Raw genomic sequence first — 26,142 nt, 5'->3', positions numbered from 1 at the left:
CCGCGCCGCGCGGGGCAATTGCGATTGCCGCATGGGCGCTCAGTCCGCGGCGAGCACCACCGGCTGGCCGATGAACTCCCCGTAGCGTTGGATGGCCCGCGCGAGTGCCGGTCGATCCGCCCTGCGCAGGGGGCGCAGCGGGGTCAGCGTGAGCGTGGCGCCCTGCCGGTCCAGCGTGCGCTTCCACAGCGCGTTGACGCGGCCATCGACGACCAGGCTCGGACTGACCAGCCCGTTGATGCCGACCACTTGCCGGTTGTGCGCGGCATCCAGCGCGGCGCTGCGATCCTTGTAGCCGACCAGGTACTCGTCGAATGGCGGCAGCAGGTGCACCGTCGGAACCGCAGGCGCGGGATCCGTCGGTGATTCGGTGAACCAATGGCGGACACCGTCGTGATCATGATGAGAAAGGGCCGATTTCGCGCCATCCACCGCCGCTTGGGCATCGCGCACGGTCAGGCCCGACCACCAGGCCAGGTCGTGCACGGTGGCCGGACCGTGTCCTGCGAAGTAGCGCCGCGCCAGTTCGGCCAGCGCCGCATCGCGATCGAGCGGGGCGATGCGTGGAATCCATTCATCCAGCAGCACGAAGGTCGGTTGCTTGCCCTCGCGCGGCCCCTGGCAGATCAGGCCTTCGTGGGCGAGTCGGCCCAGGATGTGCAGGCCGCGTTGTCCTTCGGTGTCGATCTTCCGTTCGGCCAATGCCTCGTAGAGCGCGCCCCGGGTCATCTGCCTGCCGCCTTCGAGCAGCCGCGTGACCACCTCGGCACAGCGGCCCGTCGTGCGCGCATCCAGGCCGAACTCGCGCTCCTGGCGCGCGCGGTCGCGGTCGAGTGCACGAACCGCCATGAGCGACAGCATCCAGCGCGCATCCTCGGGCGCCACCAGGTGCAGCGTCCCGCGCATCGGCCAGGTGCGCACGATGCGACGCTCGGTGATGGCCCGTTCGACATCGGCCTCGCGCGCACCTGCCGTCCGCAGGCCGACTGCCCACAGTGACCCGTAGTAGTCCTGTGCCTGCACCGCCAGCAGGTGGCGGACCGTGTCGGCGGGATCGTCAGCCAGTGGGGTGCTGATGCCCTGCTGGTGAAGCCGTTGCGCGGGGATGGTGGAAGCGTTGTCCATTGTGTTCAGCGCTTGAGCTCGAACACCGCTCTGACATTTGCTCGGTATTCCACGGAGGGCTCGACATAGCGCCCGGCGGCCCTGCTTCCGGTGACGGTGACCTTGTCCAGCGTCTCACCCTGATATCCGAATCTATCTTGCGCTCCGACATTGTCGACGCTGTAGATGGGCCCGAGTTCCGCGCCCAGTGCCTCGGCGGTTTCATCCGCCTGTGCGCGGGCATTCTGGATAGCCTTGTGCTTGGCTTCGGAACGAAGCGCTTCGGCGCGGGTGGACTCGAATTGGAGATCATCGAAGCCTGTGGCGCCAGCAGCAAGGCCTGCGTCAATCAGTTCATTGAGCTCGTCGATTCGTTTCAGCAACACGGTCACAGCCCGTCGGGCTTCGTAGCCATTGGAAACCCGCTTTCCGGAATCGGTGTAGTCGACATCCTCCGAGGCCTGCAGGCTTCCCGCTTCGATGTCATCGTCCGAGATGCCAAAACGGGAAACGAGGCCAAGCAGACGGTTTACCCCCTCGTCCACGGCCTTCTTGGCGGGCAGCGGCTGGGAGGCGCGGGATTCGAATTCGAAACTCAGGCGCGCACTGTCCGGCTTGGTGGCGACCTTCCCTTCGCCCGACACCACGATATGCGGTGCATCGGGAAGCGGAGTACCGGCGAAGGTGGGAGCGGCAAGGACGAACAACAGGGCAAGAAGAACCTGACGCATGAAATCTCCTTTTCCAGCGGAGTGGATGAACCCGTCTATTTTTCCTTGCGCCAGTTGACCGAGCCACGGCTCTCGATCGTGCTGGACTCGATCTCGATGTCGAAGCCCTTGCGCAGCAGGTACTTCAGCGTCACCGCGGAACCCGAGCCGACCATCGACACGCCGTAGCTGACATACAGCCGGGGCGAAAGGTACTTGCCGACGCCGAACACCGAACCGCCCAGCGTGCGCGATTCCAGCACGCCGGCGTCGTCCAGGCCGATCTTGGCGCCCAGCTGCGAGGCCAGCAGGCCGGCGCCAGCGGACAGCGCCGAGGAGGCGGCGTTGATGCGCTGGCTTTCGTCGCTGCTGGCGCTGTTGAGCGAGCGGCCCAGCACCAGGTAGGCCAGCGCCTCGGATTCGGAACTGGCCGGATCCGACCACACCTTGGCGCGTGGCTGGCTGGCGCGGCCGGTGACGTCGATGCCGGCGGTGACTCCCGCGCTGATCACTTCGCGCTGGGCGCGGATGTTGATGCGCGGGTCACTTACTGCATTGTTGCTCCAGGTCAGTTCGCCGCGGGTGATTTGCAGCTTCTGTCCGTAGGCCTCGTAGCGTCCGTCCACGTCCAGCCGGCCCGTCGCGACCATCTCGCGGCCCAGGCGCGAGCGCACCCGCATGTTGCCGCCCAGCGTGCCTTCCAGGCCGTAGCCCTTCAGCGCGACCTTGTCGCCGAGGGTGATGCCGAGATCCAGATCCAGCCGCGAACTCGGCGTGCGTTCCGGATCCGCCGGATCCAGCACCACCACGTCCTCGGATGCGGAAACGCCATCGTCGAGTTTTTCGACGTCGATGCTTGCCGACGGCACGGTGACGTCGCCGCGCACCTGGATGGTGTTGTCGGCGAAGCCGACCTGGATATCGGGCGAGGCGATGGCGCGCAGATCGGTGGTGTCGGACACCAGCACGTTGTCGCCACGCACGTTGAACTGCAGCGGCGTGGTGTCGTTGTTCCAGCCCAGGCTGCCGTCGACCCGCAGTACGCCTTCGCCGGACTTCACGCTGCCGTCGATGCGCGCGCTGCCGTCGGCCAGCGCGACCAGGCGGGCGGTGCCGTCGGTGAGGGTGATGCCCAGCGCGGGCAGTTCGCCGGTGAACTCGGTCAAATCCGCTTCGCCGGTGAGCGCCGGGCGGCCACGGGTGCCGGCCAGGCCGATGTGGCCGGCCAGCTTGCCGCGCGGGCGTACCAGGTCCGGCGAGAACAGTTCCAGCCAGAACAGCCGCGAGTTGTGGAAATACAGATCGCCACGCAGCGGCGAGAACTCGTCCCAGCCGGTATTGACGGTCGCGTCGACGTAGCCGTTGCCCTTGAAGCCGCTGCCCAGCCGCGCCTGGATGCGCTGCGGGTTGAAGTCGGCGTCGAAGGTGAAGTTGTCGTAGCTGATCAGCTCGCCGCGCGCGTTGTTGCCCAGCTTCATGCCGCCTTCCAGCGAAGCCAGGTGGACCTTGCCTTCCCAGGCGTTGCCGCGTGGCCGCAGGCTGGCGTCCAGGGCCAGGTTGCCGCGCAGGACCAGCGGGCGGCCGCTGTTCTGCGGCAGCCACGGATGCACCAGCGTGAGCGGCAGCGAATCCGAATGCAGGCTCAATCCCTGGCGCGGCCAGTCGGCCTCGGCGCACAGCGCACCACCGTCGTTCGAAACCAGGCAGGTACTGCCTAGCGTCCAGTTGGCGCCGCGCTGGGCGAACCGGGCCGGCTGCTGCAACTGCCATGCGCTGCCCTTGGACGGTGCGATGCGCAAGGCATCCAGTCCGCCCTGCCAGTTTTCGCCGCGCCGCTGCGCGCTGCCTGTCAGGGCGATCGCGCCCATCGGATTGCGGGCATCGCCGTCCACCCGCAGGTCCTCCACCGCGCCGCGTGCGTCCAGGCGCAGCTCGTCCAGCACCATGCCGACGTTCACCGCGTTCGCGCGCACCGACAGTTCGCCGTTGCCGCTACGCCAGGGCAGACGTCCGCGCAGGCTGACGGTATCGGCGCTCCAGTCGTTCCAGCGCAGCTGGTTGCCGGACAGATCGGCCTCGATGTCCGGCGCCGTGCGCGCGCCGGTCAGCTTGACCGTGCCCTGCAGGGTGCCGCTGCCGGTGGGCAGCAGATCGGCCAGGTGCAGTGGCGACAGCGAAGCATCCACCGCGAGCCGATCGCCGACCTTGCCCTTGGCCTGCACGCGGCTGCCGCCCAGCGTCATCGCCAACTGGCCCTCGCCGTCCTCGCCGTGCAGCGCGAACTGGCCACGCGCATCCAGCGGCCGCCCACGCAGCCGGCCCGCCAGTCTGGGCAGATCCAGGGTGGCGTCGAAACCGCCGGCCTCGCGCGCCTGTCCCTGGCTGCTGAATTCACCGGACAGGTTGCCGTCCCAGTCGGCCAGGAAATAGCCGGGATCGAAGCCGGCCAGCTTCGCCTTCATGTCCCACTTCAGGACCGGCGTCCACGCCACTTCGCCATCGGCATCCAATTGGCCGGTCGGCATCTTCGCGCGCAGCGTCTTGACCGTGGCGCGCTCGCCGTTGCCGGCCGCATCGAATTCGACCTGCGCCTTCTCGCCGGCGCGGGTGAAGCCGGCCTTGCCGACCGCCGCCCAGTTCTCCAGTTGGCCGGCCACGCCCAGATCGGCGTTGGCGCCGATGGCGGTCTCGGCGCTGTCGCCCCAGCGCAGGCCGCGCGCGTTGACCGCGAACCGGAACTGCGGATTGGCCGGATCCTTGAAGTCGGCGCGCCCGCGCAGGGTGGTGATGCCTTCGAACGCGCGCACGACCAGCGGTTCCACCGTCAGTACCTCGTCGGCGATGGCCACCTGCGAGGGATCGATCACCAGCGTGGTCTGATCCTGGACCACGCGGCCCTGCAGTGTTGCCTTGCCGCCCGCGCCATCGGCCTTCAGATCGAAGGCGAGCGGCAGGCTGTCCTCGGTGACGGCCAACGACGCCAGATCCAGCAGATCGGTCTTGCCGGTGAAATGCCAGGTCGGATTCTCGGCGCCCTGCAGGGTGAGCAGCACCCGCACCGGCGCGGGTGCGTTGCCGGCGAGCGCCATCTCCATCTTGTTGATGTCGCCACGCGCGACCAGGCCCAATCGAGCCGGGGCCTTGCCGGCCGGTGCGGGGAACACGCCGGTCGCGATCAGGTCGGTGCGATAGCGCTTGCCCGGCGCATAGCTGCCGTTCGCGTTGAAGCGGCCGCGATCGGTATCGAGCGCGAGCTTCTCGGCGGTGAAGTAGCCGTTGCCGATATCGATGCCGCCACGCCCGCGGCGGATGTCGATCACCGGTTCGCCGGCCTGGGAAATCCTGAACCCGTCGATGACCAGGGTGTCGGCCTGGATCGCCAGCGGCATCTGGATCTGCGGCAGCGATTCGGGCCAGCGTGGCAGTTCGAACGGCTCGTCGCTTTCCGGCACGTCCAGGGTCGCATTGCGGATCTCCAGCGCGTCCAGCCGCAGGCGCTTGCCCAGCAGCGGACGCAGATCCGGATCCAGGTACACGCGCTCGGCGGTGAAATGGATCTTGTCCCAGCGGAAGTCGACACCGTGCAGGGTCAGCGGTCCGGCCAGCGGACCTTCGACCTTCTTCCAGGTCAGCGAGGAGTTGGCCGGCAGCCGCGCCACCACCTGCGCCAGCAGCACGTCGCGGCCGGCCACGGTCTGCAGCAACCAGTACAGGCCGAAGCACAGCAGCAGGACCAGCACGCCGGTGCCGATCGCGCTGCGGATGGCGAGCACGCGCATGCGCGCCCGGCGTCGCGCCCGCAGTTCGGCGATGCGGGCTTCGCGCTCTTCCGGGGTGATGTCGTCGGCGGGCCGGCTCACAGGTCGGTTCCGATGTTGAGGTAGATCTGGAATTGCGAATCCGGGTCGTTCAGGCCGTGCGCCAGATCCAGCCGCACCGGGCCGATCGGCGAGCGCCAGCGGAAGCCGACGCCCACGCCGGTGCTCAGGTCCGGCATGCCGCCGTCGAAGGCGCTGCCGGTATCGACGAACACCGCGCCGCCCCACGGGCCGCCGCCGGGGTAGTACTCGTATTCGGCGCTGGCGGTGACCACGTTCTTGGCGCCCAGCGCGTACTTGCCGATGCGCGGGCCCACTTCGCGCCAGGCATAGCCGCGGATGCTGCGATCGCCGCCGGCGAAGAAGCGCAGCGAGGGCGGCATGCCGACCAGGCTGCTGGTGAAGGTGTGGCCATACTCGCCACGGAAAATCAGCGCGCTGTTGCGGCCGAACTCGCGGGACCAGCGCGCGCGGATATGTGCCTGCAGGAAGCTGGCATCCGAGCCGGCGCCTTCCACGCCACCGCGCAGCAGGACCGAGCCGGCCAGACGGTCGGGGCGGTTGGAACCCACCGGCGCGTTGAGGTAGTCGGCCTGCAGCGAGGGATAGGTGAAGGTGGCGTAGCGGTATTCCGGCGATTCAAGATCGTTGCCGTCCTCGTCCTCGTAGTACGCCCAGCGTTCGCGCAGCGCGTGGATCGAGGCGACCGCGGTCCAGTCCTCGTTGATCTGGCCGCTGCGGCTGCCGATGAATTCGATGTGGCGCAGATCGATGTAGTCGGTCTGCTCGTCGCTGGCCTGCACCGCGAGGGTGTACCAGCCGTCCAGCCACTTGAAGGCGGGAATGCGGTACTGGGTCAGCAGGGTCTTGCGGTTCTGTGCGTAATCCAGTTGCGTCGACAGCTTGTGCCCGCGCGAATTGAGATAGCGCCGATCCACGCCCATGCGGATACCGGCGCCGCTCTCCGAACCATAGCTCACGCCGGCCGTGTAGATGGTGCGCTTGGCCAGGCTGAGGTTGACGTCGATCGGCACGCGGCCGTTTTCCGCCTTGTCCGGGTTGGCCTGGATGTCGATGTTGCTGAAGTAGTCCAGTCCGACCAGCGACTCGCGCAGGCGGTCCAGCTTGCCCTGGTGGAAATAGCTGCCTTCCTCCCAGTACACCAGCTTGTCCAGCAGCCCGGGTTCGAACTTGCTCTGGTGGAAGGTGGTGGGCCCCATGTCGTAGCGGATGCCGCTGACCCAGGCCAGGTCGATGTCGGCCGCATGCTCGGCGCGGGTGACTTCCACCCGGCGCTGGGTGAAGTCGGCGTCGAAATAGCCACGATCGGCCAGGCGCCGCACGATCTTGAGCTTGCTGGCTTCGTAGGTGGTGTGATCAAAGATGTCGCCGGTGCGTGGCGCGAATGCGGCCAGATCCTCCTTCAGGTAGCGATCGTCGCCGCCTTCGCCGTCGATGCTCAGGCTCGAACGCCGGACCCGCACCGGCTCGCCCTTGGACACGCGGATCACCACTTCCACCCGTTCGTTCTCGCCGTCGCCAGTACGGTTGGCCTGCACCTGGATGTCGGGCGAGTAGTAGCCGAAGGGTTCCAGCGCCTCGCGCGTCTGCGCCACGGCTTCGTTCAGCAGGTACTCCAGCCGCGATTCGCCCAGGCGCTTGCCGACCGTGTCGTTCAGCGACAGGGCGACGTTGATGTTCTCGACCATCGTCTCGTCCTCGACCCCTTCGATGCGGACCTTGTCGATGGTGGCCGCGGCCCAGGCGGAGCCACTGGCGGCAAGCAAGGCGATCAGGGTGGCGAGGGGGACGATTCGTCGCATGCGGGCAGGATAACCGGCGAAGGGATTTTCGGGTTAAAGGAACATGAGGGACACATCCGGGCCAGGATGCTGAATGAAAAAGGGGCTCGTCCCGCGTGGCGGGATCATCGCGACGATGTCGTTGCGGAATCGGGCCATTCCTTTGGCCTCGAAGACGGGAGCCATGCGTGGCGGGCACGCGACCCGCACGCGGGAACCTCCCCGCGGATGCGGGGAGAAGGGATTTCAGGCCGACAGGTGTTCGATGGCCGCGACCGCGCGGAAACGATCGGCCAGGCGCTTGAGCAGGGCCAGGCGATTGGCGCGGATGGCCGGATCGTCCGCGTTGACCATCACGCTGTCGAAGAACGCGTCCACCTGCGGACGCAGGCGCGCCAGCCGGTTCAGCACGCTGACGTAGTCGTGGTGGTGCAGGGCGTCGTCGGTATCGCCCAGCGCGGCCTCCACCGCCTCGGCCAGCGCGCTTTCCGCAGGCTCGTTCAACAGCGCGCGATCCTCCATCGCCGGAATCGCGATATCGGCCTTCTTCAGGATGTTGTTGATGCGCTTGTTGGCGGCGGCCAGCGCTTCGGCTTCCGGCAGGCTGGCGAAGGTGCCGATCGCATCCAGCCGGGTGTCGAAGTCGTACAGCGAGGCAGGCTTCAGTTCGGCGACCGCGTTGAAGTGCGCGGCCGGCACGCCCTTGTCGGCGTAGTAGCCGCGCAGGCGATCGAGGATGAAGTCATAGAGTTCGGAGGTGTCGGCCTGAACGCTGCGCGCGGCCAATGCCTGGTTGGCATGGGTGAGCAGTCTGGGCAGATCCAGATTGAAGCCGGATTCGATCACCGTGCGCGCCAGGCCCAGCGCATTGCGGCGCAGGGCGAACGGATCCTTGTTGCCGGTCGGCTTCAGGCCCGCGGCGAAACCGCCGGCCAGGGTGTCCAGGCGCTCGGCGATGGCCAGCACCTTGCCCAGCGGCGAGAGCGCGATGTCGTCGCCGGCGAAGCGCGGCTGGTAGGCCTCGTCGATCGCCAGCGCGATCTCCTTCGGTTCACCCGCCGCCAGCGCGTAGTGGCGGCCGGCGATGCCCTGCAGTTCCGGGAATTCGTTGACCATGCGCGACTGCAGGTCGTTCTTGCACAGTCCGGCGGCACGACGCGCCTCGGCCGGATCCGCACCCACCTGCGGGGCAATCGTCTCGGCCAGCGCGGCCACGCGCGCGGCCTTGTCCGCCACGCTGCCCAGCTTGGCCTGGTAGGTGACCGTCTTCAGGCCTTCGCCCATCGACGCCAGGCCCTGCTTGAGATCCTCGTCGAAGAAGAACTTGGCGTCGGAGAAGCGTGGACGGATCACGCGCTCGTAGCCCTTGCGGACTTCGGCGGGATTGCGCGATTCGATGTTGGCGATGCCGATGAAGTGTTCGGTCAGCTTGCCGGTCTCGCCGAGCACCGGGAAGAACTTCTGGTTGATTTCCATGGTTTCGATCAGCGCTTCCTGCGGTACCGCCAGGAACGCCGGTTCGAAGCTGCACAGCACCGCGGTCGGCCATTCGGTCAGGCAGACCACCTGCTCCAGGTTGTCGTCGGTGACGCGGGCCACGCCACCGGCCTGGTGCGCCGCCGCTTCCACCTCGGCGACGATGCGCTGGCGGCGCTCGCCGGCGTCGACCAGCACCCGCGCCGCGCGCAGCGCGTCCACGTAGTCGCCCGGCTGGCCGATCCAGACGGGCTTGTCATGCTCGAAGCGGTGGCCGCGGCTCATGCGATCGGCCTTCACGCCCAGCACCTCGGCCTCGACCACGTCGCCGCCGAGCAGCAGCACCAGCCAGTGCACCGGGCGGGCGAAGGCGTAGTCGTGATCGCCCCAGCGCATCGGCTTGGGAATGGGCATGGCGGCGATGGCTTCGCGCACGATCTCCGGCAGCAGGCCGGCGGTCTTCACGCCCGGCCTGATCGCGCGGTGGACGAAGCGCTCGCCCTTGCCGTCGGTGGTGCGCTCCAACTGGGTCCAGTCGAGCCCGGCCTTGGCGGCGAATCCCTGCAGCGCCTTGGTCGGCTCGCCATTGGCATCCAGCGCGATGTTGAGGTACGGCCCCAGCACTTCCGATTTCTGTTCCGGCTGCTCCACCGCCACGCCGGGCAGCAGCACGGCCAGGCGGCGCGGCGTGTACAACGGCTTGGCTTCGCCGCGCTGGAAGTCGATGCCGCGCTTTTCCAGCGCGCCGAGCACGCCGTCGAAGAACGCTTGCGCCAGTCCGGGCAGCGCCTTGACCGGCAGTTCCTCGGTACCGAGTTCGATCAGCAGGGATTTTTGTTCGCTCATGTCGTGCAACCTGGTGTCTTGCCTGTCCCGCTTCGACGCGGTGGGTAGGGCACGGGGCTCGCCCCCATCCGCCCTTCGGGCACCTTCCCCCGCGGGCGGGGGAAGGACGTGTGTCATGGCGTCCGGTTTTTCAGTCCGGGGAAGCCGAGCTTCTCGCGCTGCGCGTGGTAGGCCTCGGCGACCGCCTGGGCCAGCTTGCGCACGCGCAGGATGTAGCGCTGGCGCTCGGTCACCGAAATGGCGCGGCGCGCGTCCAGCAGGTTGAAGCTGTGCGAGGCCTTGCAGACCTGTTCGTACGCCGGCAGCGGCAGGCCCGCCTCGACCAGCTTCATCGCCTCGGCCTCGCAGGCGTCGAAGCGGTGGAACATCTCCGCGACGTCGGCGTATTCGAAGTTGTAGGTGCTCTGCTCGACTTCGTTCTGGTGGTAGACATCGCCGTAGGTGACGATGCCCTGCGGACCCTCGGTCCACACCAGGTCGTACACGTTGTCGCAGTTCTGCAGGTACATGCACAACCGCTCCAGGCCGTAGGTGATCTCGCCCAGCACCGGCCGGCACTCCAGGCCGCCGGCCTGCTGGAAGTAGGTGAACTGGGTGACCTCCATGCCGTTGAGCCAGACTTCCCAGCCCAGGCCCCAGGCGCCGAGGGTCGGCGATTCCCAGTTGTCCTCGACGAAGCGCAGGTCGTGCACGCGCGGATCGATGCCCAGCGCCTTCAGCGACTCCAGGTACAACTCCTGGATGTTGTCCGGGTTGGGCTTCATCACCACCTGGTACTGGTAATAGCGCTGCAGGCGATTCGGGTTCTCGCCGTAGCGGCCGTCGGTGGGACGGCGGCTGGGCTGCACGTAGGCGGCGTTCCACGGCTCCGGGCCGAGCGCACGCAGGAAGGTGGCGGGATGGAAGGTGCCGGCGCCGACCTCCAGGTCCAGCGGCTGGATCAGCACGCAGCCCTGCGCGGCCCAGTACTGGTTCAGGGTCTGGATGAGGCCCTGGAAGGTGACGGCGGGGGTCGAAGTGGCGGCCATCGGCTTATCGTGCACTGCGGAAAAGCGGGCTAGTATACGGGGGAACCCCCGCCCCACCTTCGTTTGCCCGCCGTGGACGTTCCCTTGAAAGCGCCCTTCCTCATCGTCGAAACCGGCCAGCCGGTGCCGTCGATGCGACGTTATGGCGGCTTTCCGCACTGGATCCGGGTGGCGGCCGGGCTGGAGGCGGACGAGGCAGTGGTGAGCAACGTCGAGCGCGGCGACGCGCTGCCGCGCCGCGAGGGTTTCGCCGGGGTCATCGTCAGCGGCTCGGCGGCGATGGTCACCGACCGCGCCGACTGGAGCGAGCGCAGCGCCGACTGGCTGCGCGAGGCCGCCCACGAAGGCGTGCCGGTGCTGGGCATCTGTTACGGCCACCAGTTGCTGGCGCATGCGCTCGGCGGCGAGGTCGCCTACAACCCGGCCGGGCGCGAATCCGGCACGGTGACCATCGACCTGCATCCGCACGCCGACGGCGATCCGCTGTTCGCCGGGTTGCCGGCCAGTTTTGCCGCCCATGCCACCCATGTGCAGACGGTGCTGCGGGCGCCGGACGGCGCCACCGTGCTGGCCCGCTCCGAACAGGACCAATGCCATGCCTTTCGCTGGCGGGACCGGGCCTGGGGCGTGCAGTTCCACCCCGAATTCGCCACCCACCACATGCGCGGCTACGTCCACGCGCGCGCCGAACACCTGCGCAACGAGGGTCGCTGCCCCGGCAGCATCGCCCGCGGCGTGACGGCGGCGCCGCAAGCCCGCAAACTATTGCGGCGCTTCGTCGCGCACGCGCGCGGGCTGCAGGCCCGCTGAGCTTCCCTTCCACGGATTACCGATGAGCACGATCAACAAGGTGCCGGCCAGCGCCGGCGCGGAATGGCTGCTGGGTGGATTCGCGCTGCTGCGCCGGGCGCCGGTCGCGCTGGGCACGCTCGCGATCCTGTGGGGCCTCGGCTCCACGGTGCTGATGGTGCTGGCGGGCGCGACCGGCGTGACCGTGCTGCTGTACGCCGCGCAGTTCCTGTTGATCCTCGCCGGTCCGCTGTTCTTCGGCGCGATGATCTGGGCGGCGCGGGAAGTGGACCAGGGCCGCCCGGCCCAGCCCGCCCATCTGTTGCAGCCGATCCGCGACGGGCATGGTCTGGCGCTGTTGATCACCCTGCTGCCGCAGTTGATCGCCTCGTTCGCGCTCGGCCTGCTGCTGCTGGTGATGATCGGCCCTGAACAGCTCAAGCACCTGGGGGACGTGTGGGTGCAGATGCAGGCCGTCGCCGCCGAGGGCGGCCAGCCGGATCCGTCGCTGGTGAAGGACCTGCCGGCCGGTCGCCTCCTGCTGTGGCTGCTGCTGGTGGCGCTGACCTTCGTGGGCATCAAGTGGATGACGTTCATCGCCGCGCCGCAGATCCTGTTCAGTGGCACCGATGCCATCACGGCAATGCGCAACAGCCTGCGCGCCTGCGTGCACAACTGGACCGCGATGCTGGTGTTCTACCTGCTGGCCGGTATCGCGATCTTCGCGATTACCTTCGGTTCGATGCTGTTGCTGGTGATACTCCAGTTGGTGGCGGGTCCCGTCATCGCCGCGCTGCTGTGGCAACTGGTGTTGTTGGCGGTGCTGACGCCAGTGCTGGCCGGTGCCATGTATACCGCCTGGCGACAGATGATGACGGCGGCGGGTTCGGCCGTACCCGCCGCGGCCGCCGCCACCACGCACATCGAAGTCTGATTCCGGGTCGCCCGTGCCTTCAGGCGCGGTGCCCGGTTCCCAGGTATTCGGCGCTCTGCATTTCGATCAGGCGCGAGGCGGTGCGTTCGAACGCGCCCTGCAGGCGCTCGCCCGTATACAGATCGGTGGGCGCGGCGCTGGCGGTGCAGACCAGGTTGACCTGGCGGTCGTAGAGTTCGTCGATCAGGTTGACGAAGCGGCGCGCGGCGTCCTCGTTGAGCCGATCGAAGCGGGGGATTCCGCCCAGCAGCACGGTGTGAAACTCGCGCGCCACCTCGATGTAGTCGGTGGTGCCGCGCGGGCCTTCGCAGATCGCGGTGAAGTCGAACCAGACGATGCCCTTGCCGCGTCCGCGCACCGGAATCCGGCGATCATCGATGACGATGTTGCCGTCGCGGGTGGCGCTGCCTGCGCTCAGTTCCTTCCAGCGCTCGCACAGCCAGGCGTCCGATTGCGCGTCCAGCGGCGCGCGGTAGACCGGCGAGCGGGTCAGCGCGCGCAGGCGATAGTCCTCCGCGCCGATGGCGTGCACTTCCACGCAGTATTTCTGCAGCAGCGCGATCGCAGGCAGGAAGCTGTCGCGCTGCAAGCCGTCCTTGTAGAGGTTTTCGGGGCCGGTGTTGGAGCTGGTCACCAGGGTCACGCCCTCGGCGATCAGGCGTTCCAGCAGGCGTCCCAGCAGCATCGCGTCGCCGATGTCGGTGACGAAGAACTCGTCCAGCACCAGCACGCGCAGGCGATCCCGCCATTCCTGCGCGATCTTCGCCAGCGGATCGCTCTGCCCGGCATGCTCGCGCAGGCGTTCGTGCACGCCGCGCATGAAGCGGTGGAAGTGGGTGCGGTACTTGCCACCGGCCGCGCGCGCCGAATCAGGATGGAACGGTTCCAGTGGCAGGCCGTCGTAGAACAGGTCGATCAGGAAGGTCTTGCCGCGGCCGACGCCACCCCACAAATACAGACCGCGGACCGGCTCGGGCTTCTTCCAGAACGAGGACAGGCGATCCAGCCAGCCGTCCTGGGAGTCTTCGAGCAGGGCCAGGTGGATGCGATCCAGTTCGCGCAGCGCGTCGTACTGCGCCGGATCATCGCGCCAGCGGCCTTCGGCGACGCCGCGGGCATAGGCCTGCGACGGCGTCAGTGGCACCGGGGTATCGCCGTCCGCCATCACGCCTCCGGCAGCCAGGCCTTCATCGCGTGCTTGATCGCCCCGCGCAGGTCCATCAGCTTGCGGTGGAAGAAATGGCTGGTCTCGGGCATGCGGATCAGTTCCGGCGGATTCCTGAGCTTGTCGATCCAGTCGTAGACCACCTGGGGCTCGACGATCTCGTCCTGCTCGCCCTGGATCACCAGCCACGGACAGGACGGCGGTTCGATGGCGGCGAAATCCCAGCGGCCCGCCGGCGGCGCGATCGAAATCAGCGCGTCGGGCTTGAGCGCTTCGGCGCTGCGCAGCGAGACGTACGCGCCAAAGCTGAAACCGGCCAGCCACAGCCGCGTCCCGGGGCGCTGCGCGCGCACCCATTCGACCACCGCCTGCAGATCCTCGGATTCGCCGTCGCCATGGTCGAAGTTGCCGGCCGAGCCACCGGTGCCGCGGAAGTTGAAGCGTACCGTCACCGCGCCCAGCTCGCGCAGGCTGCGCGCGGTCATCACCACCACCTTGTTGTGCATGGTGCCGCCCTCGGTGGGCAGCGGATGGCAGACGATCGCGGTCAGCGGCAGCGTGGCGACATCGTCGTCCGGCCACTCGACGGCGATCTCCAGCGGACCGACCGGGCCAGGCAGTTCGAGATTGGCGGTCTGGCGGGGGAAATCGGGTGTCGACATGCGCACATGATAAGGCTTCGCCCGGCCCACGCCGGCGCGCACGCGGACGCGTGGACCGGCATGCGTGCGACGCTGCGTTCGACAAATCCGTCTTGCGGCCGCCATTGTTGCGGTGCACAATCGCTGGTCCCTTCCGCCCGCGATGCCCGGTTTTGCCGGGATTTCCGCCCGCATGCGCCTTCCCCTCGTCGCGCTCGCCGTGAGCGCTTTCGCCATCGGCACCACCGAATTCGTGGTGATGGGCCTGTTGCCGCAGATGGCGCAGGACCTCGATGTCTCGATTCCCTCCGCCGGCATGCTGGTGTCCGGCTACGCGCTGGGCGTGGTGTTCGGCGGACCGTTGCTGGCGATGGCGACCGCGCGGCTGCCGCGCAAGGCGGTGCTGCTGGTGCTGATGGGCGTGTTCGTGCTCGGCAACCTGCTGTGCGCGCTGGCGCCCAACTACCCGACCCTGATGGCGGCGCGGGTGATCGCCGCGCTCGCGCATGGCTCCTTCTTCGGCGCCGGCGCGGTGGTGGCCGGTCACATCGCCCCGCCGGGCAAGCGCGCGCAGGCCATCGCGCTGATGTTCACCGGCCTGACCGTCGCCAACATCCTCGGCGTGCCCGCGGGCACCTGGCTGGGCCAGGCGCTGGGCTGGCGCGCGACCTTCTGGGCGGTGGTAGCGCTGGGCGCGGCGGCCCTGATCGCCATCGCCCGCTACGTTCCCGTGCTGCATGATCTGGCGCCACCGCGGCTGGGCCGCGAACTGCGCGTGCTGCGCGAGCCGCAGGTGCTGCTGGCGCTGGGCATGACGGTGTTCGGTTTCGGCGGCGTGTTCGCGGTGTTCACCTACATCGTGCCGATCCTCACCGACGAAGCCGGCGTCGCCAGCCATTCGGTGGGCGCGGTGCTGGTGCTGTTCGGCCTGGGCGCGACCCTGGGCACGCTGCTGGGCGGGCGTCTGGCCGACTGGAAACTGATGCGCGCGCTGATGATTGCCCTGTCGACGCTGTGCGTGTTCTTCCTGCTGTTCGCCGCGACCATGCACCTCAAGCCGTTCGCGATCGCCGGCGTGTTCCTGATCGGCTTCATCGGTTTCATTGGCGGTCCCGGCTTGCAGGCGCGCTCGGTGCAGCAGGCGAAGGACGCGCCGCTGCTCGCATCCACGCTCAACCAGAGCGCCTTCAACCTCGGCAACGCCGGCGGCGCCTGGATTGGCGCCAGCCTGCTGGCGAACGGCGCCGCCTATCCGTGGCTGGGCGTGGCCGCAGCGATGGTGACCGCGGTGGGGCTGGGCCTGACCGCGCTCAGCGCGGCGCTGGAACAGCGCGCCTTGCGTCCGGCGCTGGCGGCCTGCGAGTGCGGCGACAGCGGCATGTGAGGCGATGGCGCCGGCGCCGCGGGGCGCCTGGCGGATGCCGCCTGTCCAACGCGTCAATCGGCCGGCACGGTCCGCTCGCGCGCCCACTCGCGCAGCGCGCCGACCTGTTCGGCCATCAGCACCGACAGCGGGCGGGTGTTGCGGATCTCGTCCATCAGCAGTTCGGTGTCCAGCATGCGCTGGTCGCCGTGCGCCGTATACAGCGCGGAGACGATGACCTGCTCCAGTTCGGCGCCGGAGAAACCGTTCGCCGCCGCCGCCAGCGCCGGTAGTTGCAGATCGTCCAGCGGCAACTGCCGGCGGGCCAGGTGCACGCGCAGGATCTCCACGCGGGTATCGGCGTCGGGCAGGTCGACAAAGAAGATTTCGTCGAAGCGGCCCTTGCGCAGCAGTTCGGCCGGCAAGTCCTGGACCTGGTTGGCGGTGGCGACCAGGAACACCGGCGCCTTGCGTTCGGCCATCCAGGTCAGCAGGTAGCCCAGCACCCGCCGCGATACGCCGCCGTCCTCGCCGCCGCTGGCCAGGCCCTTTTCGACCTCGTCGATCCACAGCACGCAGGGCGCCAGTTGCTCGGCCGAGGCGAGCGCGGCGCGCAGGTTCTTCTCGGTCTCGCCGTGGTACTTGTCGTACAGGGTGCCGAAGTCCAGCCGCAGCAGCGGCACGCCGAAGCCGGCGGCGGTGGCCTTGGCCAGCATCGACTTGCCGCAGCCCTGTACACCCAGCAACAGCACGCCGCGCGGCGGATCCAGCCCGGGCGGGACGTTGCCGGTGAAGGCGGCCCGGCGCTGCTCGATCCAGCGCTTGAGCCGGCGCGCCCCGGCCACGTCGGCGAAGCGCGCGGTGTCATATTCGTAGTGCAGGTGGCCGCTGCGGTTGAGCAGTTCGAACTTGAGCCGGGTCAGCTGCGGCAGGTCGTCGGCGTTGAGGGCGCCGTCGGCGTGGATTAGTTGGCGGGCGATGCGGCGGGCGTCGGACAGGCTCAGTCCCTGCAGGTTGCGCAGGACCTGGCGGGCGGCGTCGCCGTCCACCTCGACCCGGCGGCCGCCGTTCTCGCGGGCGTAGCCGTCAGCTTCCTCGCGCAGCATCTTCTGCAGGGCGGTGGCATCGGGCAGGCGCGGGCTGAACCGTACCGCCATCGATTCCAGTTCCGGCGGCAGCTCGACCTTGTGGCCAACCAGCACGATCACGTGCGGCAGGCAGTGGCGGCGCTGGATCAGGTCGCGCAGCGCGCGCTGGCTGCTGGCGTAGCCCAGGTAGGGATGGAAATCCAGCAGCAGGTAGACGCCGCGCTGGCTGGCCTGGCGCATGGCCTGCAAGGCGGCGCTGGCGTCGGGCGGCCCTTCCGGCTCGTCCTCGCGGTCCATGTCGATGCGGCGCAGGCCCTCGGTGATCGTCCACCGGTACAGGGCCCGCCAGACCTGGGAGAGGGTCTGCCGGAACAGATCGACCGCGCGGGCTTCGTCCTGGGTCTCGATCACGATCAGCGGGGTGTTGGCCCGGATCAGCGCGGTCAAATCCTGGAGTTCGTTCATGAAAGCGGTCGTTCCCTCGGGGAACGAAAGATAGCAAAGCGCTTCACGCGGCGTGGACAAGCCGGGCGATTCCCGCCCGCCGGCCGCCGGTGTACCCTGCGGCTTCCCGGGCAACGAGGTGAGCGCATGAAGACGATTCTGGTCGCCAGCTCCAAGGGCGGCGCAGGCAAGAGCACCATCGCCACGAACCTGGCGGCGAACTTCGCCCTCGACGGCAAGCGCACGGTGCTGGTGGACGCCGACCCGCAGGGGTCATCGACCCGCTGGGCCGAACGCCGCGCGGAGCTGGAGAGCGCGGTGCTGCCGGTGGACGGCACCGGCCGGCGCGCATGGCGCGACGCCGTGCCCGACGATGCCGACCGGGTAATCATCGACGCCGCCGCCGGCGCGATGGCGACGGATCTGGAATCGTTCCTGGACAAGGCCGACGCGGTAGTGGTGCCGGTGCTGCCTTCGGCGATGGATATCGAGGCCACGGTCGGCTTCCTCAACACCCTGGCCAAGGTGCCGCGGGTGCACAAGCGCAAGCTGCCGGTGGGGCTGGTGGTCAACCGCAGCAAACCCTGGACCAATGCTTCGCAGCAGGCGGTCGAGATGCTCTCGACCTGGCCCTATCCGGTGGTGGCGCAGCTGCGCGACACCCAGGCCTACGTGGTGCTGGCGGGACTGGGGCGCAGCCTGTTCGACTACCGTTCGGCCCAGGTCCGCGATCATCAATCCGATTGGGATCCGCTCTTGAAGTGGATCAAGAAAGCCTGACCAGGAAGGAGTCCCTGCCCGATGCGTCAACTGATCCTGCTGCGCCACGCGCACGCCGAGCCCGCCATTGCCGGGCAGTCCGACTTCGATCGGCCGTTGTCACCGCAAGGCCTGGCCGAGGCGGAGGCCGCCGGCCGCTGGCTGGCCGAGCACGGGCTGGTGCCGGACCGGGTGCTGTGTTCGCCCGCGCGCCGCGCGCGCGAGACCCTCGAAGCGGTGCTGGAGGCCATCGGCTACGTCGAACAGCGTCTTGAAGATGCGATCTACGAGGCGACCGCCGGCACGCTGGCCGAAGTGGCCGACGGCCACCGCGAGGTCGAGCGCCTGATGCTGGTCGGACACAACCCCGGCTTCGAGCGCCTGGCCGCACTGATGCACAGCGGCCAGTCCGGTGACTATCGCGGCATGCCCACCTCGGCGGTGGTGGTGCTGAGCCTGCCGGTCGACGCCACCATCGAACCCGGCGTCGCCACCCTGTCCTCGTTCTGGTGGCCATGACGCTGCTGTCCGGAAGAAGTTGGCTGGGTGTCTGCGGACTCGGCCTGTTGTGCGCCTGGCCGGTCTGGGCGGGCGGAGACAAGAATTTCGACCCGGCGCACACGCGGCTGGGTTTTGAGCTGCGCACGCGCTGGGGACAGCGGCTGGACGGACTGTTTCCGCAATACGAAGGACAGGTGCGGGTACTGGCGGATGGTCGCCAGCAGGTCCACCTGCGCATGTATACCCGCGACGTCGAGATTGTCGGCTACCCGCGCTACACCCAGTGGGCGCGCAGCGAGAAGTTCTTCGAGGCCGACCGCTATCCCGTGGTGACCTTCATCTCCAAGCCCTATGTGCCGCAGCTGCTGCGCGAGGGCGGCCTGCTGGAAGGCGACCTGAGCATCCGCGGCATCAGCCGCCCGCGCAGCCTGACCGTGGAACCGGCCACCTGCGCGCGCCCGGCGGTGGACTGCGACGTGGTCGCGACCGGTGCGGTGCGCCGCAGCGACTACGACATGGACGACTGGAAGCTGGCCGTGAATGACCGCGTGGTGTTCGTGCTGCGCGCCCGGGTCAGGGACGGAGCCCCGCAGTGAATCTTTCCCTGCTACGCGACGCCGCGCGCCGCGCGGCGATTCTGCTGTCGCTGGCGTGCACCGCCTGCGCCGGCCTGAGCGATGCCCAGCGCGACCGCGCGGCCGGAATCGCCAGCGCCGCACGCTCGGACGTGGTGGACTGCCGCCAGGCCGATGCCTGCGCGCTGTCTTCGCCGCTGCATGACCTGGGACCGCGCGCGCTGTCGGCGTCCACGCCGCAGTCGCCGCGGCACTACGCGCTGATCCTGGATCGCGGCGAGGATTCGCTGCTGGCGCGGCTCAACCTGATCCGCAGCGCGCATCGCAACATCGACCTGCAGACCTACATCTTCGACAAGGACGACAGCGCCCGGCTGGTCATCGACGAACTGCTGGCCGCGGCCCGGCGCGGGGTCAAGGTGCGGCTGCTGATCGATCAGCTCTCCGCGATTGCCGACCTGCAGATTCTCGGCGCCCTGGCCGGTGCCCACCAGAACTTCGCCATCCGCATCTACAACCCCAGTTTCGGCAAGGCCAAGCTCAACTATTTCGACTACGCCGGCAGCGTGCTGTGTTGCTTCCGCCGCTTCAACCAGCGCATGCACACCAAGCTGTTGCTGGTGGACGGGGAAATCGGCATCACCGGCGGGCGTAATTACCAGGACGACTATTACGACTGGGACGCGGAGTACAACTTCCGCGATCGCGACGTGCTGGTGGCCGGCCCGGCCGCGCGCGACATGGCGGTCAACTTCCAGGCGTTCTGGGATGCGCGCCGGAGCATCCCGGCCGAGCGCCTGAACGACGTCGGCCGTACCCTGCTGCGCGGGGGCGTGCCGGAGATGCCACCGGCACGCTTCCTGCGACCGGAACGGGTGGCGGCGATGGCGCAGGATGCCGCCGATCCCGCGGTGATCCAGGAGCGGCTGGTCGAATCGGCATTGCCGGTCGGCGAGGTCAAGTACGTGGCCGATCTGCCGCAGAAGCATCGCCGCGAGCATGGCAGCGATGCGGCGCCTTCGGCGCCGGAGCTGGAGACCCTGATCGGCAATGCCAGCCAGGAAGTACTGCTGCAGACGCCGTACCTGGTGATGTCCAAGCAGGCGCAGGAGATCTTCCGCAACATGCGCAAGCGCCAGCCGCCGCCGAAGGTGATCGTGTCGACCAACAGCCTGGCGGCGACCGACAATCCGGTCGTCTACTCGATGTCGTTCAAGTACAAGCGCCGCTACCTGCGCGAGTTCGGCTTCGAGATCCACGAGTACAAGCCGTTTCCCGAGGACGCGCCGGTCGACTACGCCACGCTGATGCCGGAAGGGCCACCGGTGGCGCCCGCCGATCCTTCCTCGCGCAGTCGTCCGCGCGGACCGTCGGGCTCGATCGGACCGTCGTCGTCCGGGGAGCGACGCGAATCGCCAGGCGAGACCACCCGCAAGCTGCAGCGCACCGAGGCGCGGCCGTCGTTCCTCAGCAGCGGCGCGGCGACCGGGCCGGTGCCGCTCAAGCGCGCCGGCGTGCGCATGGGCCTGCACGCCAAATCGATGGTCATCGACGGGCGCATCGGCGTGATCGGCACGCACAATTTCGATCCGCGCTCGGAAACCTACAACACCGAGAGCGTGGTGATCATCGAGGACGAGACGTTCGCGCGGGCGCTCGCCGACAGCATCCGCCGCGACATGAAGCCGGAGAATTCCTGGCTGGTGGCGCGCAAGGTCAAGCCACCGGTGTTCTCCGGGCTGGACTACAGCCTGGGCAAGGTCTCCGAGGCGTTGCCGCTGTTTGATCTGTGGCCCTGGCGCTACGCGACCAGCTACGAGTTCGTGCCGGGGCCCGATTGCCTGGAACCGTTGCCACCGGGGGACCCGCGCTTCCACCAGTGCTATCGATCGGTGGGCGACTTCCCGGAAGTGAACATCGGTCCGAAGTGGCTGTATACGCGCATCCTGACCGCCTTCGGCGCCGGCCTGGTGCCAATCCTCTAGCGGCGCCTCTCCAGCGGCGACGCTGGCCTAAACTGTTCTTGTCGCACTCCCCATCCAACAGGACACCGCCCATGGCCTTTCGCCAGCCCGTCGATCTCGCCGCCATCAACGCCCATGCCGGCAACAGCCTGGTCGGCCATCTGGGCATCGTACTGACCGAGGCGGGCGAGGACTGGTTGCGCGGCACCATGCCGGTGGATGCGCGCACCCACCAGCCGTTCGGCATCCTGCATGGCGGCGCTTCGGTCGCGCTGGCCGAGACCCTGGGCAGCATGGCCGGGAATCTCACCGTGGACACCACCCGGGAGATGGTGGTCGGGCTGGAGATCAACGCCAACCACGTGCGCGCCGTACGCGAGGGCACGGTGACCGGCACCGCGCGTGCGCTGCACATCGGCCGCAGCACCCAGGTCTGGGAAATCCGCATCGAGAACGAGGCCGGGAAGCTGGTCTGCGTCTCCCGCATCACCCTGGCGGTTGTGCCGGTGGCCGGGCCGGCCGCCTGAACTTGCTCCACTTCCAGGGCCAGGGCGCGCGATCTCCATTTCGCTGAACGCGGGCATCCGGTATCGTGGGCGGATGAGCCTGACCCCCACTCCTGCCGCCGGACGCGGCGGTGTGGCGCGTGCGTTCCGCTACCTGTACCGCGTGCCGCTGCTGCTGATCCACCTGCTGGTCCTCCTGCCGCTGACCCTGCTGTCGATGGTGCCGCTCTGGGCCGGACTGGACGTGGGCGGCGAGCGGCTGGAGCATCGTGTCGTCCGCGCCTGGTCGGCCGGGCTGATGTGGATCTTCGGTTTCCGGCTGCACCGCGAAGGCCGCCCGCTGGCGGGCGCGACCCTGTTCGTCGCCAACCACGTCAGTTGGGTCGACATCGAGATGCTGCACAGCCAGCGGATGATGGGTTTCGTCGCCAAGCGCGAAATCCGCGGCTGGCCGGTGGTGGGTTGGCTGGCCGAGCGTGGTGAAACCATCTTCCACCAGCGCGGCAGCCAGGAATCACTCGGCGGCGTGCTGCATGAAATGCTGCTGCGCCTGCGCGCCGGGCGTTCGGTGGGCGTGTTTCCCGAGGGACGCACGCGCGACGGGCAGGAAGTCGGTCCGTTCCACGCGCGCATTTTCCTGGCCGCGGTCGAAGCCGAGGTGCCAGTGCAGCCGGTGGCGTTGCGCTATGGCCCGCATGCGAGCGCGCAGACGGTGGTGGCGTTCGCCCCCCGCGAGAGCTTCTTCGCCAATTTCCTGCGCCTGTTGGGCGAACCGTCGCGCGAAGCGGCGATCTGTTTCCTCGAGCCGATCCGGGTGAGCGACGTCGAAGGACGCCGGCGCATCGCCGATCTTGCCCGCGAGCGCATCATCGCGGCGATGCGGTAAGCTCGGTCGCTTCGGTGCGGGTGAGGGGCCCGCCCACGACAACTCGAAGGGGAGACCATGGCAGCACGTTGGTGGAAGGCAACGGGTCTGGTGCTTGTCGGCGCGGCGATGACCGCGCTCGCGATGGCGGACGGGCCGCCCAGGGCGATGCCCGCGTCTCCACCGCTTGCCGCCGCCGCCAGCGTTCCCGGGGACGACATTCCGTTCGCCGCCGCCGACGCGGCGGCGGTCAGCGTGCCGAGTTCACCACAGGCCTGGGGCGGGCCGCGCACCGGCCAGGAACCGACGCTTTCCGATCGCGTGGTGGATTACCGGATCCAGGTCAGCCTGGATCCGGACAAGCACACACTCAAGGGCAAGCAGCAGCTGACCTGGCGCAATCGCAGCGATGTTCCGGTTCGCGCGGTCTACCTGCACCTGTATCTCAATGCGTTCCGCAACGAAGGCAGCACCTTCTTCAGCGAGAAACGCAACCTGGGCTTCGACTTCCGTTCCGACGTGCCGATGAAGGATGGCGAGTGGGGCTGGATCGACATGACCCGGGTCATGCAGGCCGGTGCTGCGGTGTCGCAGACCTTCGTGCAGCCGGACAACGGTCCGTCCACCGACATGACGGTGGTGCGGCTGGACCTGCCGCAGGCCGTCGCGCCGGGTGGCAGCACCACCCTGGACATCGATTTCGACGCGCAGTTGCCGCGGGTCATCGCGCGCACCGGCTACTTCGGCAGTTTCCACCTGATCGCGCAGTGGTTTCCGAAGATCGGCGTGCTGGAACTGCCGGGCGAACGCGGTGCCACCGCGCCGCGCTGGAACGTGCACGAGTTCCACCTGCACAGCGAGTTCTACGCCGACTTCGGCAGCTACGACGTGACCCTGGACGTACCTAGCGAGTACCGGGTCGGGGCGACCGGCGAGCTGCAGGGCACGCCCGCGACCGCCAACGGGCGTACGCGCCACCGCTACGTCCAGCACGACGTGCACGACTTCGCCTGGACGGCCGACAAGAACTATGCCGAACCGCTGCTGGGCGACTGGACCGGTCCGGGCAGCCCGCCAGTGAAAATCCGCGTGCTGTATCCGCCGGAATTCAAGGCCAGCGCCGCGCCCGCCCTGAAGGCCACGCAGGATTCGCTGACCTACTTCTCGCGCACGCTGGGCCCGTATCCATACCGCACGGTGACGGTGGTGATTCCGGCCCACAACGCCACCGAGGCCGGGGGCATGGAATACCCGACCTTCTTCACCGCCGATTCGTTCGAACAGGTGCCGCCGCTGGGCATCAACGCGCTGGCACTGGATTTCGTCACCATCCACGAGTTCGGCCACGGCTATTTCTACGGCATCCTCGCTTCCAACGAATTCGAGGAGCCGATGCTGGACGAAGGCCTCAACGAATACTGGGACCAGCGCATGCTGCGCGAGGCCGGCAATCGCTACATCGTCGCGCCCGAGTGGCTGCGCCGGTTGGGCGTGCGGCCGCACCTGGGCGAGTTCGAGCTGGAGCGGCTGGGCGCGCGGCTGGACGATCCGGCCGACGGCACCGGCGCCAATTCCTGGGGCCGGCTGTCGAGCAGCAGCTATGGCGCGGTGTATTCGCGCACGGCCACGGTGATGCGGGACCTGGAAGCGCAACTGGGCACGCCGGCCATCGAGAAGGCGTTCAAGGACTACTACGCCACCTGGAAATTCAGGCATCCCAGCATCGCGGATCTGCGCGAGTCGCTGGCGGTCTCGACCGGCCGCCGCGACGTCGTCGAGCGGGTGTTCGCCCAGCAGGTGTATGCCACCCGCAAGGTCGATGATCGCATCGAGCGTTTCACCAGCACCGAGGTGTTGCCGCTGGCCGGGTTCCAGATGGAAAAGGGCAAGCGCGTGGACGTGAGCGAGGCCGAACGCGACAAGCGGATCAGCCGGCAGCGCGAGGCGTGGGACAAGGCCAATCCCAAGGCCAAGCCCGGCAGCGGGCCGTTCCCGTGGCGGACCACGGTGCTGGTGCGTCGCGATGGCGCGGCGGTCCCGCAGACGCTGGTGGTCACCTTCGCCGACGGCAGCCGCAAGACGGTGCAATGGGATGACGACGCGGCCTGGAAGCGGTTCGTGTGGGAGGGTTCGAGCAAGGCGGTGTCGGTGCAGCTGGATCCGCAGAAGCTGCATTACCTCGATGCCAGCAAGCTGGACGACAGCCGCACGCTGGAAGGCGACGGCAGCGCCGCCCGCCGCTGGAGCGCCGATTTCGCGGCGTTGTTCCAAGCCCTGCAGACCTTCCTGGTGAGCCTATGAGCACCCATTCCCGTTTCGGTTTCTGGCGCCAGTTGTTCGGTGCGTTCGGTGGCGCCCTGCAGTGGCGCGTGCTGGTGCTGTGGATGATCGCGCTCGGTGTGGTCGCGTTGATCGCGGCGTTCCCGGTCTGGCGCGCGCTGGACGGCGCGCTCGGCCACACCATCGATGCCGCCCGTCACGCGGTCGGCCTGGATGCGCTGGCGCTGGCGGATCTCACCCGGGTCTTCGACAAGGACACCAGCGTGGGCTTCGGCGTGCTGGTCAGCTTGGTATTGAGCTTGCTGCTGTCGCCCTGGCTGACCGGGGTGACGCTCGCCGGCATCCGCTACGGTCGCGCGGGACGGTTGGGCGTGCTGGCCGGCGAAGGCATGCGCGAGTACGGACGCCAGTTGCGCCTGATGATCTGGTCGCTGCTGCCGCTGGGCATCGCGGTCGGATTGGGATCGTGGTGGATGGACATCGCCACCACCCATGCCGAGGAGGCGGTGTTGGCTTCCAGCGCCCGCAATGGCGATCGGTTGGCGCTGGCTGGCGCGGTGCTGGTGTTCGTCCTTGCCCACGCCGGTATCGAACTGACCCGTGCGCGCATCGCGGTGCTGGACGACACCCGCTCGGTGATCCGCGCGTGGTGGCGCAGCTTCAAGCTGTTCCTGCGCCGCCCGTTCGCCGTACTGGGCCTGTACCTGCTCGTTTGCGTGGTCGGCTTCGCGGTGGCGCTGGCGCTGGCGTGGCTGCGCAGCCGCGTGGCCGGCATTGGCTGGGGCGCGTTCGTGCTGGCGGTATTCTGCGCGCAGCTGGTGGTCGCGGCGCTGGCCTGGGTCCGGCTGGCGCGCCTGCGCGCGCTGGCCGCCGTGGTCGAGGACGATGCGGCGCGCCGGGCTGCCTGACGGAACGCTGCATGCCGCCGCGCGGGGGCCGCGCGGCGGCGGTTTTGGAGCGACAATGCCGCCATCCCCTCCCACGGGCATGGCTTGCCGTCGATGCTGACCGCTGCTGACTACCGACCTCCGCGCTGGCTGCGCAACCCGCACCTGCAATCGGTGCTGGGTTCCAGCCTGATCCGCCGCAGGCGTGGCGTGCACGCGCTGCAGCGCATCGGCGCGACGAACGCCGAAGTCATCGTCGATGGCGGTGACGGCGTGCGCCTGCAGGGTTTCCATAGCCAGGTGCCTGGGCGCGCGTCGCGCGCGCTGGCGGTGCTCCTGCATGGCTGGGAAGGCAGCGCCGACTCCAGCTACATGCGGATGACCGCGGCCGAACTGCTGCTGCGCGGTTTCGATGTGTTCCGGCTGAACTTCCGCGATCACGGCGATACCCATCACCTCAACGAGGAACTGTTCCATTCCAACCGCATCGACGAGGTCGTCCATGCGGTCGGCGATGTCGCGGCCCGCTTCCCGACCCGGCCGATGGTGCTGGCGGGCTACTCGCTGGGTGGGAACTTCGCCCTGCGGGTGGCGTTG

The 26,142-nt window shown here is 68.5% G+C and carries 21 protein-coding genes; 12 read left to right on the top strand and 9 right to left on the bottom strand.

The genetic code is table 11. The features are described from left to right. Positions 1 to 39: 39 nt before the first annotated feature. From FG323_RS11120 to glyQ, 6 genes are all read right to left on the bottom strand, one after another. Positions 40 to 1,125 carry a winged helix DNA-binding domain-containing protein gene (locus FG323_RS11120; protein ID WP_141454681.1) on the bottom strand — a complete coding sequence of 362 codons (1,086 nt, stop codon included), beginning with the start codon at positions 1,123 to 1,125 and terminating at the stop codon, positions 40 to 42. Positions 1,126 to 1,130: 5 nt separating this feature from the next. Beyond that, complete coding sequence (locus FG323_RS11115) at positions 1,131 to 1,835, bottom strand: SIMPL domain-containing protein (RefSeq protein ID WP_141454679.1); 705 nt, start codon at positions 1,833 to 1,835, stop codon at positions 1,131 to 1,133. A gap of 35 nt (positions 1,836 to 1,870) precedes the next feature. Beyond that, on the bottom strand, positions 1,871 to 5,674 hold the full coding sequence (locus FG323_RS11110; protein WP_255470153.1) for a translocation/assembly module TamB domain-containing protein: 3,804 nt from the start codon (positions 5,672 to 5,674) through the stop codon (positions 1,871 to 1,873). Continuing rightward, a complete protein-coding gene (locus FG323_RS11105; protein WP_141454678.1) occupies positions 5,671 to 7,455 on the bottom strand; it encodes an autotransporter assembly complex family protein in 1,785 nt (594 codons plus the stop codon). The genes FG323_RS11110 and FG323_RS11105 overlap by 4 nt, the downstream gene beginning before the upstream one ends. Positions 7,456 to 7,680: 225 nt before the next feature. Further along, positions 7,681 to 9,756, bottom strand: coding sequence for a glycine--tRNA ligase subunit beta (glyS, locus tag FG323_RS11100; RefSeq protein WP_141454676.1), 2,076 nt, complete (start codon positions 9,754 to 9,756; stop codon positions 7,681 to 7,683). 113 nt (positions 9,757 to 9,869) lie between these two features. Then, on the bottom strand, positions 9,870 to 10,784 hold the full coding sequence (glyQ, locus tag FG323_RS11095; RefSeq protein WP_141454674.1) for a glycine--tRNA ligase subunit alpha: 915 nt from the start codon (positions 10,782 to 10,784) through the stop codon (positions 9,870 to 9,872). An 84-nt stretch (positions 10,785 to 10,868) separates the two neighbouring features. Here glyQ and FG323_RS11090 point away from each other — a divergent pair, with 84 nt between their 5' ends. Together FG323_RS11090 and FG323_RS11085 are read left to right on the top strand one after the other, a co-directional pair. Next, positions 10,869 to 11,594: a glutamine amidotransferase gene (locus FG323_RS11090; protein ID WP_141454672.1), complete on the top strand. Its 726-nt coding sequence runs from the start codon at positions 10,869 to 10,871 to the stop codon at positions 11,592 to 11,594. 22 nt (positions 11,595 to 11,616) lie between these two features. Next, a complete protein-coding gene (locus FG323_RS11085) occupies positions 11,617 to 12,507 on the top strand; it encodes a BPSS1780 family membrane protein (protein ID WP_141454670.1) in 891 nt (296 codons plus the stop codon). Between the two features lie 19 nt (positions 12,508 to 12,526). On the opposite strand, the gene zapE is transcribed toward FG323_RS11085, so the two are convergent. Both zapE and FG323_RS11075 read right to left on the bottom strand, forming a co-directional pair. Beyond that, complete coding sequence (gene zapE / locus FG323_RS11080) at positions 12,527 to 13,672, bottom strand: cell division protein ZapE (protein ID WP_141454668.1); 1,146 nt, start codon at positions 13,670 to 13,672, stop codon at positions 12,527 to 12,529. Beyond that, positions 13,672 to 14,334 carry an alpha/beta fold hydrolase gene (locus FG323_RS11075; protein ID WP_141454667.1) on the bottom strand — a complete coding sequence of 221 codons (663 nt, stop codon included), beginning with the start codon at positions 14,332 to 14,334 and terminating at the stop codon, positions 13,672 to 13,674. Before FG323_RS11075 ends, zapE begins: the two co-directional genes overlap by 1 nt. A 172-nt stretch (positions 14,335 to 14,506) precedes the next feature. Here FG323_RS11075 and FG323_RS11070 point away from each other — a divergent pair, with 172 nt between their 5' ends. After that, complete coding sequence (locus FG323_RS11070) at positions 14,507 to 15,697, top strand: MFS transporter (RefSeq protein ID WP_141454665.1); 1,191 nt, start codon at positions 14,507 to 14,509, stop codon at positions 15,695 to 15,697. 53 nt (positions 15,698 to 15,750) lie between these two features. Here the strand turns inward: FG323_RS11070 and FG323_RS11065 are convergent, their stop codons facing one another. After that, positions 15,751 to 17,229, bottom strand: coding sequence for an AAA family ATPase (locus FG323_RS11065; RefSeq protein ID WP_141454663.1), 1,479 nt, complete (start codon positions 17,227 to 17,229; stop codon positions 15,751 to 15,753). 126 nt (positions 17,230 to 17,355) lie between these two features. Between FG323_RS11065 and FG323_RS11060 the strand changes: the two genes are divergently transcribed. The 9 genes from FG323_RS11060 to FG323_RS11020 form a co-directional block, all read left to right on the top strand. Then, the gene (locus FG323_RS11060; RefSeq protein ID WP_141454661.1) at positions 17,356 to 17,988 is read left to right on the top strand and encodes a ParA family protein; all 633 of its coding nucleotides are present in this window, start codon (positions 17,356 to 17,358) and stop codon (positions 17,986 to 17,988) included. A 21-nt stretch (positions 17,989 to 18,009) separates the two neighbouring features. Next, the gene (locus FG323_RS11055; protein ID WP_141454659.1) at positions 18,010 to 18,486 is read left to right on the top strand and encodes a histidine phosphatase family protein; all 477 of its coding nucleotides are present in this window, start codon (positions 18,010 to 18,012) and stop codon (positions 18,484 to 18,486) included. Beyond that, complete coding sequence (locus tag FG323_RS11050) at positions 18,483 to 19,064, top strand: YceI family protein (RefSeq protein WP_141454658.1); 582 nt, start codon at positions 18,483 to 18,485, stop codon at positions 19,062 to 19,064. The genes FG323_RS11055 and FG323_RS11050 overlap by 4 nt, the downstream gene beginning before the upstream one ends. A 38-nt stretch (positions 19,065 to 19,102) precedes the next feature. After that, on the top strand, positions 19,103 to 21,028 hold the full coding sequence (locus FG323_RS11045; RefSeq protein WP_141454814.1) for a phospholipase D family protein: 1,926 nt from the start codon (positions 19,103 to 19,105) through the stop codon (positions 21,026 to 21,028). Between the two features lie 71 nt (positions 21,029 to 21,099). Then, positions 21,100 to 21,534 (top strand): hotdog fold thioesterase, encoded by a 435-nt coding sequence (locus FG323_RS11040; protein ID WP_141454656.1) that lies wholly within the window; start codon positions 21,100 to 21,102, stop codon positions 21,532 to 21,534. 73 nt (positions 21,535 to 21,607) lie between these two features. Then, positions 21,608 to 22,399: a lysophospholipid acyltransferase family protein gene (locus tag FG323_RS11035; protein ID WP_141454655.1), complete on the top strand. Its 792-nt coding sequence runs from the start codon at positions 21,608 to 21,610 to the stop codon at positions 22,397 to 22,399. A 57-nt stretch (positions 22,400 to 22,456) separates the two neighbouring features. After that, a complete protein-coding gene (locus tag FG323_RS11030) occupies positions 22,457 to 24,679 on the top strand; it encodes a M1 family metallopeptidase (protein WP_249889318.1) in 2,223 nt (740 codons plus the stop codon). Next, on the top strand, positions 24,676 to 25,566 hold the full coding sequence (locus FG323_RS11025) for a hypothetical protein (protein ID WP_141454652.1): 891 nt from the start codon (positions 24,676 to 24,678) through the stop codon (positions 25,564 to 25,566). The genes FG323_RS11030 and FG323_RS11025 overlap by 4 nt, the downstream gene beginning before the upstream one ends. Positions 25,567 to 25,659: 93 nt before the next feature. Beyond that, a partial coding sequence (locus tag FG323_RS11020; RefSeq protein WP_141454651.1) for an alpha/beta fold hydrolase occupies positions 25,660 to 26,142 on the top strand: 483 nt, incomplete at its 3' end.

It is taken from the genome of Pseudoxanthomonas sp. z9 (assembly GCF_006542425.1).
Classification (GTDB): domain Bacteria; phylum Pseudomonadota; class Gammaproteobacteria; order Xanthomonadales; family Xanthomonadaceae; genus Pseudoxanthomonas_A.
This window is presented reverse-complemented; position numbering and strand designations above follow the sequence as displayed.

What these genes read in the sequence shown, in the direction of transcription:
- FG323_RS11120 (WP_141454681.1), bottom strand. Translation starts at nt 1,125, where the DNA reads ATGGACAACGCTTCCACCATCCCCGCGCAACGGCTTCACCAGCAGGGC.
- FG323_RS11115 (WP_141454679.1), bottom strand. Translation starts at nt 1,835, where the DNA reads ATGCGTCAGGTTCTTCTTGCCCTGTTGTTCGTCCTTGCCGCTCCCACC.
- FG323_RS11105 (WP_141454678.1), bottom strand. Translation starts at nt 7,455, where the DNA reads ATGCGACGAATCGTCCCCCTCGCCACCCTGATCGCCTTGCTTGCCGCC.
- glyS (WP_141454676.1), bottom strand. Translation starts at nt 9,756, where the DNA reads ATGAGCGAACAAAAATCCCTGCTGATCGAACTCGGTACCGAGGAACTG.
- glyQ (WP_141454674.1), bottom strand. Translation starts at nt 10,784, where the DNA reads ATGGCCGCCACTTCGACCCCCGCCGTCACCTTCCAGGGCCTCATCCAG.
- FG323_RS11085 (WP_141454670.1), top strand. Translation starts at nt 11,617, where the DNA reads ATGAGCACGATCAACAAGGTGCCGGCCAGCGCCGGCGCGGAATGGCTG.
- zapE (WP_141454668.1), bottom strand. Translation starts at nt 13,672, where the DNA reads ATGGCGGACGGCGATACCCCGGTGCCACTGACGCCGTCGCAGGCCTAT.
- FG323_RS11075 (WP_141454667.1), bottom strand. Translation starts at nt 14,334, where the DNA reads ATGTCGACACCCGATTTCCCCCGCCAGACCGCCAATCTCGAACTGCCT.
- FG323_RS11070 (WP_141454665.1), top strand. Translation starts at nt 14,507, where the DNA reads ATGCGCCTTCCCCTCGTCGCGCTCGCCGTGAGCGCTTTCGCCATCGGC.
- FG323_RS11065 (WP_141454663.1), bottom strand. Translation starts at nt 17,229, where the DNA reads ATGAACGAACTCCAGGATTTGACCGCGCTGATCCGGGCCAACACCCCG.
- FG323_RS11060 (WP_141454661.1), top strand. Translation starts at nt 17,356, where the DNA reads ATGAAGACGATTCTGGTCGCCAGCTCCAAGGGCGGCGCAGGCAAGAGC.
- FG323_RS11055 (WP_141454659.1), top strand. Translation starts at nt 18,010, where the DNA reads ATGCGTCAACTGATCCTGCTGCGCCACGCGCACGCCGAGCCCGCCATT.
- FG323_RS11050 (WP_141454658.1), top strand. Translation starts at nt 18,483, where the DNA reads ATGACGCTGCTGTCCGGAAGAAGTTGGCTGGGTGTCTGCGGACTCGGC.
- FG323_RS11040 (WP_141454656.1), top strand. Translation starts at nt 21,100, where the DNA reads ATGGCCTTTCGCCAGCCCGTCGATCTCGCCGCCATCAACGCCCATGCC.
- FG323_RS11035 (WP_141454655.1), top strand. Translation starts at nt 21,608, where the DNA reads ATGAGCCTGACCCCCACTCCTGCCGCCGGACGCGGCGGTGTGGCGCGT.
- FG323_RS11030 (WP_249889318.1), top strand. Translation starts at nt 22,457, where the DNA reads ATGGCAGCACGTTGGTGGAAGGCAACGGGTCTGGTGCTTGTCGGCGCG.
- FG323_RS11025 (WP_141454652.1), top strand. Translation starts at nt 24,676, where the DNA reads ATGAGCACCCATTCCCGTTTCGGTTTCTGGCGCCAGTTGTTCGGTGCG.